This is a genomic window from Mycolicibacterium parafortuitum, assembly GCF_002086815.1.
GTDB lineage: Bacteria > Actinomycetota > Actinomycetes > Mycobacteriales > Mycobacteriaceae > Mycobacterium > Mycobacterium parafortuitum.
Genome location: NZ_MVID01000014.1, coordinates 70,856 through 83,794 on the forward strand (window position 1 = coordinate 70,856; position 12,939 = coordinate 83,794).

The window sequence follows — 12,939 nt, forward strand, 5'->3', positions numbered from 1 at the left end:
AGCCCTACAACTGCGGAGTCAGGTCGAACGACGTGATGGTCGACATCCGCGTGATGCGCCAGTCGCTCCCATCGCGTTTCATCGTCAGCCGGTACGACAGGTATCGCAGCGACGGGATGTTCTTGGTCACCGGGCTGGTCGCCACCGAGTTGGTGTAGACGATCGCGGTGGCCTCGTTCGGAATCCCCGGCGGCGACACCGATTCCACCGCCGCCCCCATCACCTGCGTGGTGTTGGTGACCTGCGCCTGCTTGTTCGGTTCGACGATCGCGTCGATGTAGCGACGGTACTCGTCCGCGAAGTCGCCGTAGAGGAACACCGACGCGCGGTCGGCCAGCGTCACCATGTCGTCGGGCGTGTACGTCCACAGCGTGGTGATCGCGTCGGTCGCGGTCCGCGCGATGTTCAGTTTCGTTTGTACGAGGGCGCGATCGGACAGATACGGCTGAGCCATCGCCGCGGCGAAACCCGCGGCGCCGACGAACACGACTGATGCGACGGCCGTCGCGACCAGTGCACGGCGGCCCGCCGGGCGGTGCGGCACCAGCACAACAGGCTCCGCCTCCGTCCCCACCGCGGGCTCGGCTGCGCTGTCCGTCTCGGCGACGGATGCGTCCTCAGTTTCGGCGACGGGCGTGGTCTCCGGGTCCGGCTCGGACTCGGCGGTTTCGTCCGCTTCGGCGACGGGAGCGGACTGCGTCTCGATTGCCGGGTCGGCTTCCTCGCCACTCTCGGCGTGATTCTCCGGTTCGGCGGGCGGTTCATCCGCGGGCGCAGGCGCATCCGTCTCAGCGACGACGTCCTCCGAAGACTCCGAAGCCCCCGCAGACCGCACCTTGCGCGCCGCCTTACCCATCGGCGCCTTCGGCGCCTCGGAAGGCGCCTCCGAAGTCATCGTCGACTCCGCCGGCTCGGAAGGCGCCGCGTCCTCGGACACCGCGGGCGTCGAGACTTCGCCCTTCGGACGTCTCCGGAACAACCCTCGGCGAGCTCGCGCGGCAGGAGCGTCGGAGGTCAGATCACCTGAACCAGGTTGCTGATCTTCCACTGCTGTCCTTCCTTGATCGTCGTTGCGACCCAACGGCTTCCGCTCTCGATCGTCGCCTTCCCGTCCGGGGTCTTGGACGTCACCTTCGTCGCGATCAATACCTCGGCGCTGCCGTCGTCGTTCCAGCGCTGCACGCCCGCGGCCAGCACCTCACCGGTGCTCGGCTCCGCCCGCGCGACCTGGACCAGGATCTCGTTGAGCCGCTCGCCGAAGTTCTTCTCGAACTCCCCTGTGGCTTCCGCTTTGACGCGATCGGTATAGGCGTTGGCGTTATACGGATCCAAACTGGTGTACATCACCATGAACTCGCGCGTGTACCCCAGCGCCGCGGCTTCGTTGACCGCCTGCCGACGGTCGTCGAGCTGGCGCACCAACATGAACGTCGCCGCGGTGATCGCGGCGACGATCACCAGCGCCGTCAGCGCCGACACCAGCGGAAGTCCCCAGCGGACAGCCTTTTTCGGGGGCGCCTCGAAGTAGCCGGCCCCAGACTCGGAGAACTTGCGTACCGGGCTCATTGGCCCGCCGTGTTCATCATCGGCTTCTTCAGCACGGTCAGATTGCCCACACGCCACTGCCCGTCTTCGGATTTCTCGAACTCCACCTGCACGGTCGCGGTGATGAACTTCATGTCCTCGGCGTTGGTGCCGCGCTGGCCCTGCATCGCCAACAGCATCGACACCCGGTTCTCCGTCACGGGCGGATCTGTGAGCACCGCGCTGTTGACGGCCCAGTACTCGTTGTTGGTCGGGCCCGCCTCACGCACCGACTCCTGCTGCTTCACCAGCTGGTCCCGATATCCCTCGGTGGTCAGCTCCCGGGCCCTCGCGAAGTCCTCGTCCATGCTGTCGGCGCGGAAGCTCAGCATCTGCTCGACCATGCGCGGTCCCTGCGCGGCGACCTGCTGGCGCGCGCTGTCCAACGCCTGGGCCGGCCAGTACACCCACGCGTAGCCCACCGCCACGACGAGCACCGCCGCAGCGGCCGTCCCCGCCAGCGCCGCCCCGACGATCCTGCGCATCTCGGGCGACGGGCGCGATACCCGATACACCTGCGTACTCGCCAGCATGTCGGCGAACGTGCGCCGGCGCCGGTCCCACAGCGGCCACAACCACCCGATGAACAGCCCGAAAGTGTCCAGCAGGTGCGCGAGCTCGCGCAGCGCCAGCCGCCCGAGCCCGGGCCGGCTGCCGTCGGCGCACCGGACCTCGATCCCGAACAGCGCCCGGCCCAGCGTCCATCCCCGCACCGTCGACGCCGGCATCACCACACGGTTCGCCACCATCAACACGAACACCACCGCGGCCACCGCGGTGAACACCCACCGAGCCGCGCTGCCGAACGGGGCAGTCAGCGCCAACAGCACATTGACGGACAGCACTCCGAGCCCCGGCAATATGTCGACGGCCAGCGCACCGGCCCGCGCCGGCCACGAGGCCAACGGCACCTCCGCGGACTGATCGGGCAATACCTCAGACGTGTTCAACACCGCCGTCACGAGTTGACCTGGTCGAGTCGGGAGATGCGGTACTGACCTTCGTCGAAGGCCATCGTCGCGCGCAGCCGGTACCCGACCTGCTGATCGGCGGCCTCGGCGTTGGTGATCCTGACCCGCACCGCGACGAGCACGTTCACCGTGCCGTCCTCGTTGTGCCGCTCGACGGCCGCGCGCAGGTCGTCCACCGCGACCGAGGCGTTCGCCACCTGGTACGCCTCGGCGATCACGCTGCTGTACAGCCCCGCCTGCACCCCGAACTCACCCGTGGAACATTCCAGGATCTTGGTCTGCGCGGCGGTCATCGCCGCGGTGTCCGGCGCCTGGGTGGCCGCGACGCATTCCTTGGCGGCCTGCAGCGCCGCCTCGTCGGAGCGGGCGATGTCGGCGGCACGCTCGTTGGCGCGCAGCGACAGCACACCGGCGGCGATGGCCCCACCGGAGAGAAGCAGCAGTACGGCGCAGATCGTCGCGACCCAGCCGGTGCCCAGCCGGGACGGCCTGCGGGTGTCCGGTGTGACCGTGCCAGTTTCGGGGTCGGGGATCAGCTGGCCGGTGCCAGCATCTCCTTCCATCCGTCGTCTCCTGGGTTGGTCGAGTTGGTCACGTTGTACCTGACGCCGTCAGGTCCCACCACCTCACCGCTGGAGGGGCTGTACCCCGCGGTGGTGCCGGGCGGTCCTTGCGCCGGAGTGTAGGTGCACGGGTTGGGCTGCTGCCCACTGCACCTGACGGTACCCGAGCCCGGAGGGCTCAACGGGTCGCTGACCGGCGCCAGCGAGGCCGGCGGCGGCAGCTCGTCGGCGGGCAGCGGGTTGCGGCCGTTGTTCACCGACGGCGCCGGGACCACCTGCCCCGGGGCCACCCGCTGATCGCAGCGCGCACCCGGAGCGGGGCAGGCCACGATCTGGTTCGGGTCGCCGTACCAGGGGTTGGTGCCCAACGGGACGTAGGGCTCGTCGCTGCGGCACTCCTTCGGCGACGCCGCACGCTTACCGGGCACGTCCGCGCACGGGTAGTTACGCGCACCGCGCACGGAGTTGCCCTGGTAGTCCTTCGGGATCTTGCAGTACATGCCCGACGGCAGCGGCGCGGTGCTGGTGTCGGCCGGCGAACGCCATTCCGAGGCCGGCAGGAAGCCGGTCATGCACGGCGGTGGCTGGTTGATCGACAGACCGAAGTGCAGCAGGCCGCCGTCTTCGAAGATCGAGCCCATCTGCAGCAGCGACGCACCCTGCGGGTAGATCACCAGCGTCTGCTCGATGCCCTTGTTGTAGCGCTTGAGCATGTCGTTGACGACGGCCAGGTTCGCCAGCGTCTGCGGCAGCGCCTCCTGCACATCGCTGAAGACGTTGTTGACCTGGTCCAGCGTCGGCGCGGCCTGCGAGATGCCGCTGCGCAGCGCGGCATCCTGCTCAGCGGTCTGCGACGCGATGACGTTCAGGTTGCGCGACCACTGCTCGATCGCGTCTCCGGACGTCACCTGGCTCTCCAGGATCGGCGCCGAGTTGGCGATGATGTCGTTGACCTGCGGCAGGTTGTCGCGGAAGCCCTCGGCCAAGTTCGTCGTCGAGTCGACCAGCCGCTGAAGCGACGGGCCGAGCCCGCCGACCGCGGTGGCCGTCTCGGTCAGCAGCGCGTCGATCTTCTCCTTCGGCAGCACCGCCAGCCCGTCGTTCGCCGCGTCGATCACCGGCCCGACCTCGGCGGGCACCGTGCTCTTCGTGATCGTCTGGCCTGCGCTCAGGTACTGGTCGGTGCCGGTGTCGGACACCAGGTCCAGATACTGCTCACCGATCGCCGACACCGAGTGCACGTTCGCGGACACGTCGACCGGGATCTTGTACTCGTTGCCGATGCTCATCGTCACCCGGGCACCGGACTCGGTCGGCTCCACCTCGGTGACCTTGCCGATCTGGATGCCTCGGTAGGTGACGTTGCCGGTCGCATACAGCCCGCCGGAGCGCTCCAGCTCGGCGTACAGCTTGTACTCCCCGACCCCGGCGAGCGTGGGCAGCCGCAGGTAGTACAGGCCGAGCACGCCCAGCGCGACGACGGTCAGGATCGTGAAGATGATCAGCTGGACTTTGACGAAGCGGGTCAGCATCGCTCACTCACTCCTCTCGATGAGAGGACCGTTGGGCGCCGAGTTCGGGTTCGGCGTGAACCGCACGTCCGGGATCATCGTGTTCGGGTCGCGGCCCCACGCCTGTTCGAGCGCGCGCAGCATGCCCGAGATACCGGTCCCGGAGAAGAACCCGTTGTCGATGGCCGACAGCGTCAGGTCCACCGTCAGCGACGCGTTGATGTAGTCGCCGCGGATCGCCTTCGGCACGTTCTCGATGCTGTACGGCGCGGTCAGGAAGATCTTCAGCGCGCCGAGCAGGTACGGACCCGACTTGCCCAACTCCCGCAGCGGACGCTGCAGGTTGGCCAGGTTGGTCCGGATGTCGTCGGACGACGGTTCGAGGGCGTCCTCCGCGGCGGCGCTGATCCGGCCCAGCGACTCGATCGCGTCGCCGAACAGGTCGCGCGTCTCGGCGAAGTGCTCGATCAGCGGCGGGAACTCGGTCAGCACCGCGTCCAGCGTCTCGTTGCGCTGCGCGACGACCGACAGCAGCCGGTTGGTCGAGTCGATTGCCCGGGTGATGTCCTCGCGCTGCTGGTTCAGCTCCGCGGTGAACGTGTTGAGCTGGCCCAGGAAGTCCCTGATCTGGTCCGCGCGCCCGTTGAGCACGTTGAAGATCTCGGTCTGGATCGTCTCGAGGTTCGACACCCCGCCGCCGGTCAGGATCCCGGCGATGCTCGCCAGCACGCGTTCGGTGGTCGGGAACGCCGACGCGTTCTGCAGCGGGATCAGGTCGCCGTCCTTGAGCTTGTCCGGCGACGGGTCCGGCGGCAGGTCGAGCTGCACGTGCTGCGAGCCGAGAAGGCTGGTCTGGCCGATCTTGGCCAGCGTGTTGACCGGAAGCTGGACACTCGGCTCCAGGTCGATGGTCAGCGTCGCGACCCAGTTGCGCAGTTCGATGGCGCGCACCCGGCCGACGTAGACGTCGGCGACCCGGACCCGGCTGTTCACGTTCAGCGCGAGAGTGTCCGGCATCTGGACGTAGATCGTGGTGGTCCCCGAACCGCTGCCGGGTCCGCCGGGCAGCGGCACGTTCGCGATGCCCTTCCACCCGCCGCACGACGTCAGCACCAGCGCCGCGGCACCGAGCGCGACGGCGCGTTTGAGGAGCGTGCCGAGCCTGCTCATCGGGTTCCTCCAGCCTCGGCGGGCAGCAGCGGGCCGGACGGCGCCGCCGGAGCGGGAGCCTGCGCGGCCGGTGCGCTGACCGGTGCCGGGTTGCCGGGGATGACGCCCGGGGCGGGCGCCGGTGGCGGTCCCGGCTGCGGGTACCACGGCGGGGGCAGCGGGTTGTTCTGATCGAACGCGTTCGGCGGGCCGGGCAGGTTGCCGTTGCGCGTGGTGCCGAACGCCGGCGGCGCGGGCGGCGGGACGATGTCGGGTCCACCCATCAGTTCGGCCAGCGACTCCGGGGTGAGCATGTTCCGGGTGAACGGCTGCACCTCGACACCCTGCATACCGGGCGCGACGATCCAGCCGGGCTCGTGGTTGCCGTGCGACCACAGCGTGTCGCGGGAGAAGATGCCGGGCACGGTGGTGTCCTTGTAGCCCGGAGGCGGCCGCAGCCGCTCCTCGGAGTAGGCGATCTGCTTGGGCAGCGTCATCGCCGTCTGCAGCTGGTTGGCGCCGAACGGCAGGTAGTTGAACTTGATCGAGTCGAGGATCGGCCCGAGGTACTGCGCGCACAGCTCCGCGGACTCCTGGTAGCCGAGCCGGCTACCCGCCTGGATCGCGCTGCACAGGAACTGCATCGGGTTGGCGAAGTTCGAGATCACCGGCATCGACACGATGCCACCGGCGTTCGGCGACGAGATGTTCATCAGGTTCGCCGCGACGTTCGGGTACGCGTGCAGCGCCGTCTCCAGACCGTCGAGCGGTTCGGGCTGCAGCAGCGCGTTGGTGACGTCGGCCAGGTTCTGCACGTCGTGTGCGAGCACCTCACCGTTCTCCTCGATGAATCCCCGTGTCGTGGTGAGCAACTCGTTGAGGTCCTGCACCGCGTTGGCGACCTCGCGGTCGGTGTTGGTGAACGAGTTGGTGAACTGCGCGAGGTTGTTGTTCAGCGACACGAACTGCTGATCGCTCTCGTGCAGTGCGTTGACGAACAGCGCGAGGCTCTTGATCACGCTGAAGAAGTCGCCGCGGCCCTCGTTGAGCGCGAACAGCGCCTCCGACAGGTTGTTCAGGGTTTCGTTGAACTGCTTGCCCTTACCGGCGAAACCGTCGGCGGCCGACTCGATGATGTCGCCGAACGGGCCCTTGGGCTGTTCGGGGGTCGGGCCGAGATCGCGCAGCAGCCTGCTGACCGAATCGCGCAGATCGTCGTATTCGACGGGCACCTGGGTGCGGTCGAGGTCGAGCACGGCGCCGTCCTCCAGCACCGGCCCGCCGGTGTAGGGCGGGGACAGCTGGATGGTGCGCGACGCGACCAGGCTGGGGTTCAGGATCGACGCCGTCGCGTTCTCCGGGACCTTGTACTTGCTCTCGTAGTGGAAGGTCACCCGCATCTTGTCGCCGGCCGGTTCGATCTTGTCGATCGCACCGACCTGGACACCCATGATCTGGACCTTGTCGCCGGGATAGATCGCCAGCGTCTGGGTGAAGTAGGCGACCGCGGTCTTCGTGGTCGCGGCCTTGTACAACTTCTGCCCGATGAACACCGCGGCGATCACCAGCAGGATGACCACGCCGGCGATGACCAGAGCGCGACCGAGGCCGGCTCCCTTGAGGTTTCGGACGTTGAAAACAGTCGACATCGTTTCTCGGACCCTCCTACCCTTGCGATCCCGGTGGGAGGAACGGCGGATTGCCCGGAAGCAGCGGCTGCCCCGCGGGGCCGGGCGACGGGCCGGGGCCCGCGGGCGGTGGCGGACCGGTCAGCGCCGGCGGCAGCGGTGCGATACCCGGCGTGAAGTCCGGCGCCGACGGCTGCGGGGCCAGCGGCACGGTGCGGGCACCCGGCGGCGCCTCCGGCAGCGGCGGACGCGCGCCGGGCACGTTCGGGGACATCTGACCCGGGATGGCCGCCGCGGGGACGCCCGGAGACGGTTGCGGGCCATGCGGATTCGGCGCCGAGGTGACGACGTTCGGCGGCGGGTACCCACCGGGCACGTCACCGTACGGACCCTGGGTGAGGCCCGCGCACGGCAGCGGGTTGCCCGGACGGGGCAGCCCGTCTGCGGGCGGGGTGTACGAGCACGGCGAGCCTGGCGGCACCGCCGGGAACGGATTCTCGGGGGTGCCCTCGATCGCGACCGGGGCCGGTGGCGGGGCGCCGTTCTCGAAGCCCACCCCGTTGGGATCCGGGAACTGGGCCGCGGGCAGGCCGGCGTTGCGCCAGAACTCCTCCGGGTCGATCCCGCGCTTCTTGAACGCGGCGTCGACGAACGGCTGCAGGATCCAGTACGGGGCCAGGTTGGCCAGCATGACCTTGAAGTACGGGCCCGAAGCCAGCGCCTCACCGAGGGACACCATGAACTTCGACAGCGACGACAGCGTGTCGGTGAGGTCGAGCTTGCGCTCGTTGAGGATGTCGCTGATCACCCGCAGCTGCTCGAGGACGCGGTTGAGGTTCGGGTTGTCGTCGATGAAACCGCGGACCTGCGACGAGAACCGGTTGACGCGCTCGAGCAGCTGGCTCACCGCGTAGTTGCGTTCGTTGACCGCGGCCAGCAGCGTCTGCGCGTTGACGAACAGCTGGTTGATCTGCTCGCTGCGGTTGCCGAGCACCCCGGCGACCTTGTTGGCGTTGGCGAGCAGCTGCTTGATCTGCTCGTCGCGCTTGCCGATGGTGTCGGAGAACCTGGCGACCCCGTCGAGTGCCGCGCTCAGGTGCGGATAGGTCTGGTCGATGGTCTCCGAGAGCACGTTCAGCGAGTCGCGCACCGTCGCGGTGTCCCAGCCGGCGGCGTTGTTGCTGACGTCGAAGACCGCGTCGTAGAGCTGGTACGGCGTGGTCGTCTGCCCGAGCGGCAGGACCCCGTTGGCGCGCAACGGCTCTGTTCCGCGCGGCTCGATCTCCAGGTTGCGCCGCCCCAGGATGGTGTCGGTGCGGATCGCGACCCGGCTGTCGGTGCCGATCTCGGTGCCACCCAGCGAGTAGCCGATCAGGACCCGGTCGCCGTCGATCTCCAGCGACCGAACATCTCCGACGTCCACACCGGCGATACGGACCTTGTCGCCGGCGTTGACGCCGCCGGTGTCGCTGAACTCCGCGTAGTAGGTGGGCTTGGCGAACAGGATCGGCACGCTCGCGAAGCTCTGCCCCACCCCGATCACGAGGATCAGGATGATGATGCCCATCAACCCGCTGCGGAGGCGGTTGGAACCTTCGAGGACTCTCATTGCGGCGTGCACCTACCCGAGGGCTGGCTCCAGACCTTCACCGTGCGGACGGGTCCTCCCGGCTGTAAACCGTTGAGCTTCAGGGTCACATCGCAGGCGTAGAAGTTGAAGAAGTCGCCGTACACACCGCCGGAGCGACCGATGATCGCCAGCGCGTCGGGCAGCTTCTCCAGCAGCTGGTTGAGCTCATCACGCTGATCGACCAGCGGCTGCTGGAACAACTCCAGCTTGCTGACCGTGCTCTGCAGCAGCGGCCGGTTGTCGGCGAGCAGATCACCGATCGTGCCCGCGGCATCGCTGATCTCGGCGACCGAGGTGGCGAGCGGATCGGCCCGGTTCTTCAGCCCGGTGATCAGCACCTCGAAATTCTTGACCGTGTCGTCGAACTGCTGCTGATGACGAACAGTGGTGTCCAGCACGGTGTTCAGGTTGTTGATCACCTCGCCGATGGCCTGGTCGCGGTCGGCCAGTGCCGCGGTCAGCGACGCGGTCTGGTCGAGAATGTCGTTGATGGTGCCGCCCTGCCCCTGGAAGACCGTGATGATCGACTGCGCGATGGTGTTGACCTTCTCCGGCTCCAGCGACTGGAACACCGGCCGGAAGCCACCGATGAGCGCGTCGAGGTCCAGTGCGGGCTGGGTCCGCTCGACCGGGATGGTGCCGCCCGCAGGCATTCTCGTGTTGCTGTCGCCGCGGGACAGTTCCAGGTAGCGGTCGCCGATCAGGTTCAGGTACCGGACCGAGGCGGTGGTCTCGTCGAACAGTTCCAGCGAACGGTCCACGGCGAAGTCGACTTTGACCTTCGACCCGCCCTCGATCAGCGTGACGCCTTCGACCTTGCCGACCTCCACGCCGGAGGCGCGGACGAACTGACCGGACCTCAGACCGCTGGCATTGCTGAAGATCGCCGTGTAACCGGTGGTGCGGTCGAAGCGCACCTGACCGAACACCACGATGATGAGCGCGGTGAACATGAGCAGCACCAGCGCGAAGGCGCCGAGCTTGATCGCGGTACCGGTGATTTTCATGGGTTGATCGTGTGCTCCCCGACTTGGCGTCCCCAGACGTACTCGGTGAACAGCGGCTGGCCGAGTTCCATGTGGTTGTACGGCGCGATGGACGCACCGGTGTCGAGCACCAGGAACGGCGCCGGCCACAGGTCGCGGGTGATGGGCTGCCAGCAGCCCGGGCGTCCGCCCGGTCCGCCCTTGGCGTTCACGCGGGGGAGGTTGTCCGGGTAGACGTAGGCGTTGCCCGCGCCGAGGCCGAGCACCTGCGAGTGCGTCTTCAGGGAGTAGCCGTTGCCACCGAGGGCGTCGGCGATCTTCGGCTCCACGTCGTGGTAGTTGCGCATCATGCAGAAGATCGACGGGCTGTACTTGTCGAGCAGCGCCGTGGTCGGGATCAGGTCCTTGGCGCCGCGCACCAGATACGGTGCGCTGCGCTCGAAGACGTCACCGCCGGTGTTGCCGAACCCGACCGCGGCCATCAGCGCCTGGTCGACGTCGCCGCGTTGCGCGTTGAGCGTGCGGGCGGTGGTGACCGCGTTCTGCAGGCCGTCGAACAGATCCGGGGCGGCGTCGGCGTAGACCTCGCCGAGGTCGGCCAGCAGCTGGTTGTCGCGGCGGATCTGCGGCATCTGCGGGTTGATCTCGGCGAGGATCTCGTTGCCGTTGATGATCGACTGGCCGAAGCGGTCGCCGAGACCGTCCAACGCCTGCGCGGTCGCGGTCAGCGTCTGGTTCAGCTTGATCGGGTCGACCTGCGCGGCGATGTCGACGACCGTCTCGAACAGCGTGTTGAACTCGGTGGTCACCGACGTCACGTCGATCACGTCGGACGGCGTGATGCGCTGGGCCACCGGGTTGTCCGGCGTCGAGAACGAGACGTACTTGGTGCCGAAGACCGTCGTCGCGGTGATGTCGGCGTTGACGTTGCGCGGGATCAGGTCGAGGTACTTCGGGTTGACCTCGAGGATGATCTTCGCCCGCGGCTCGCCGTCGACACTGGTCTCCTCGACCTGCCCGACCTTGCCGATCTCGACGCCGTTGTAGGTGACCTTCGAACCCGAATCCAGGGCCAGACCCGACCGGGCCGAGATCATGGTGAGCTGGGTGCGCGGCAGGAAGTCGCCACGGAACTGCAGGTACACCAGCACCAGCACGGCGATGGTGACCAGCGCCAGCACCACGCCGGCGATCTTGTACGGCGGTTCGCGTCTCGAGTTCATCGGTGCGGTCATGGCGCTACACCGTCAGGTTGAAGTTCGGGTCGACGCCGTAGAGCGCCAACGAGGCGAACAGCACCACACACACGATCGCGACCAGCGACGCGCGCATGGACCGGCCGACGGCCTCGCCGACACCGACCGGACCGCCACTGGCGTAGAAGCCGTAGTAGCAGTGGTTCAGCATCACGATGACCGAGATGATGATCGCCTGCACGAACGACCAGAACACGTCGTCGGGCCGCAGGAACGTGCGGAAGTAGTGCTCGTAGGTGCCGGACGACTGGCCGTAGAAGATCGTGGTGGTGGCCTGCGCCGACAGGAACGACATGATGATCGCCATCGCGTAGAGCGGGATGATCACGACGAAGCCGGCCATGATGCGCGTCGAGACCAGATACGAGATCGACTTGATGCCCATGACTTCGAGCGCGTCGATCTCCTCGCTGATCCGCATCGCGCCGAGTTCGGCGGTCGCGCCCGCGCCCACCGTGGCCGCCAATGCCTGACCCGCGACCACGGGCGCGGCGATCCGCACGTTGATCAACGCGGCGAAGAATCCGGTGAACGCCTCCACACCGATGTTGCCCAGCGACGCGAAGCCCTGGATCGCGACCAGCGACGAACCCGACAGCGTGACGAAGCCGACGATCGCGACGGTGCCGCCGACCACGGCCATCGCGCCTGTGCCCATACCGATTTCGGCGATCAGGCGCAGAGTTTCCTTGCGGTAGTACCGAATTGCGTGGCCGATCGAGCCGACCGCGGTGACGACGAACCACGCGACGTGGCCGATGCTGTCGAGCCCGCGCGACGGCGCGCCGACGATCCGCTCGGCACGGGCGACGCCCCTGGGGAACCTGGACCGGATGACTGCTGCGGTATCGGACACGTCAGCTCCCCGTCCCGAATCGAACACCGATGGTCGTAAGCACCACGTTGACCGCGAACAGCGCGATCACGCACAGCACCAGCGTCTCGTTCACCGCGGTGCCGACACCCTTGGCCCCGCCCGCCACGGTCAGGCCGCGGTAGCAGCCGACCAGACCTGCGATCAGACCGAAGGTGAGCGCCTTGACCAGCGAGATCAGGACTTCCGGAAGGCCTGTCACCAACGTCAGCGTGGACACGTAGGCGCCCGCGGACACGTTCTGCAGGTACACGCCGAAGATGAAGCCGCCGACCAGACCGATGGTGATGACGGCGCCGTTGAGCAGCATCGCGACGAACGTCGAGGCGATCACGCGGGGGACGACGAGGCGGTGGATCGGATCGATGCCCAGCACCTCGAGCGCGTCGATCTCCTCACGGATGGTCCGGGCGCCGAGGTCGGCGCAGATGGCCGTCGAACCGGCACCGGCCACCACGAGCACGGTTACTAGCGGGCCGAGCTGCGTGACGGCGCCGAGCGCGGCACCCGCGCCGGAGATGTCGGCCGCGCCGAACTCGGTGAGCAGGATGTTCAGCGTGAAGATCAGCAGCACGGTCAGCGGGATCGACACCGCGACCGTGGGCAGGAAGGCGACTCGCAGCAAAAACCAGCTCTGCAGGATGAATTCGCGCCACTGGAACGGCCTACGCAGCGATGCCTTGCCGGTGAGCACGCACATGCGCACGAAGCCGCCGACAGCGACCAAACCGGGCTTGACCTGCTCGCGGATGTACCCCGGCAGGCCCGAAGTCGTCGTCAACGGCGG

General features: G+C 67.8%; 12 protein-coding genes. All 12 read right to left on the minus strand.

Annotation, left to right across the window (positions count from 1 at the left end; translation table 11 throughout):
• Positions 1 to 4 precede the first annotated feature (4 nt).
• From BST38_RS16200 to BST38_RS16255, 12 genes are read right to left on the minus strand one after another with little or no spacing between them, the layout of a single operon-like run.
• Entirely contained in the window at positions 5 to 1,048 is a 1,044-nt protein-coding gene (locus BST38_RS16200) for a mammalian cell entry protein (RefSeq protein ID WP_083144358.1), read from the minus strand.
• Positions 1,015 to 1,566 (minus strand): Rv1363c family protein, encoded by a 552-nt coding sequence (locus tag BST38_RS16205; protein WP_083144359.1) that lies wholly within the window; start codon positions 1,564 to 1,566, stop codon positions 1,015 to 1,017. The genes BST38_RS16200 and BST38_RS16205 overlap by 34 nt, the downstream gene beginning before the upstream one ends.
• Positions 1,563 to 2,546, minus strand: a complete 984-nt coding sequence (locus BST38_RS16210; protein ID WP_083144360.1) for an RDD family protein — start codon at positions 2,544 to 2,546, stop codon at positions 1,563 to 1,565. The genes BST38_RS16205 and BST38_RS16210 overlap by 4 nt, the downstream gene beginning before the upstream one ends.
• Positions 2,543 to 3,118 carry an Rv1363c family protein gene (locus BST38_RS16215; protein WP_083144361.1) on the minus strand — a complete coding sequence of 192 codons (576 nt, stop codon included), beginning with the start codon at positions 3,116 to 3,118 and terminating at the stop codon, positions 2,543 to 2,545. Before BST38_RS16215 ends, BST38_RS16210 begins: the two co-directional genes overlap by 4 nt.
• The gene (locus BST38_RS16220; RefSeq protein WP_083144362.1) at positions 3,088 to 4,650 is read right to left on the minus strand and encodes an MCE family protein; all 1,563 of its coding nucleotides are present in this window, start codon (positions 4,648 to 4,650) and stop codon (positions 3,088 to 3,090) included. The genes BST38_RS16215 and BST38_RS16220 overlap by 31 nt, the downstream gene beginning before the upstream one ends.
• A 3-nt stretch (positions 4,651 to 4,653) precedes the next feature.
• Positions 4,654 to 5,799: a virulence factor Mce family protein gene (locus BST38_RS16225; protein WP_083144363.1), complete on the minus strand. Its 1,146-nt coding sequence runs from the start codon at positions 5,797 to 5,799 to the stop codon at positions 4,654 to 4,656.
• Positions 5,796 to 7,427 (minus strand): virulence factor Mce family protein, encoded by a 1,632-nt coding sequence (locus BST38_RS16230; RefSeq protein ID WP_083144364.1) that lies wholly within the window; start codon positions 7,425 to 7,427, stop codon positions 5,796 to 5,798. Before BST38_RS16230 ends, BST38_RS16225 begins: the two co-directional genes overlap by 4 nt.
• 16 nt (positions 7,428 to 7,443) lie before the next feature.
• The gene (locus BST38_RS16235; protein ID WP_083144365.1) at positions 7,444 to 9,015 is read right to left on the minus strand and encodes a virulence factor Mce family protein; all 1,572 of its coding nucleotides are present in this window, start codon (positions 9,013 to 9,015) and stop codon (positions 7,444 to 7,446) included.
• The gene (locus BST38_RS16240) at positions 9,012 to 10,043 is read right to left on the minus strand and encodes a virulence factor Mce family protein (RefSeq protein WP_083144366.1); all 1,032 of its coding nucleotides are present in this window, start codon (positions 10,041 to 10,043) and stop codon (positions 9,012 to 9,014) included. The genes BST38_RS16235 and BST38_RS16240 overlap by 4 nt, the downstream gene beginning before the upstream one ends.
• The gene (locus BST38_RS16245) at positions 10,040 to 11,257 is read right to left on the minus strand and encodes an MCE family protein (RefSeq protein WP_083144367.1); all 1,218 of its coding nucleotides are present in this window, start codon (positions 11,255 to 11,257) and stop codon (positions 10,040 to 10,042) included. Before BST38_RS16245 ends, BST38_RS16240 begins: the two co-directional genes overlap by 4 nt.
• 4 nt (positions 11,258 to 11,261) lie before the next feature.
• Positions 11,262 to 12,134 carry an MlaE family ABC transporter permease gene (locus BST38_RS16250; protein WP_083144368.1) on the minus strand — a complete coding sequence of 291 codons (873 nt, stop codon included), beginning with the start codon at positions 12,132 to 12,134 and terminating at the stop codon, positions 11,262 to 11,264.
• Between the two features lies 1 nt (position 12,135).
• Positions 12,136 to 12,933, minus strand: a complete 798-nt coding sequence (locus BST38_RS16255; protein WP_083144369.1) for an MlaE family ABC transporter permease — start codon at positions 12,931 to 12,933, stop codon at positions 12,136 to 12,138.
• Between the last annotated feature and the right edge of the window lie 6 nt (positions 12,934 to 12,939).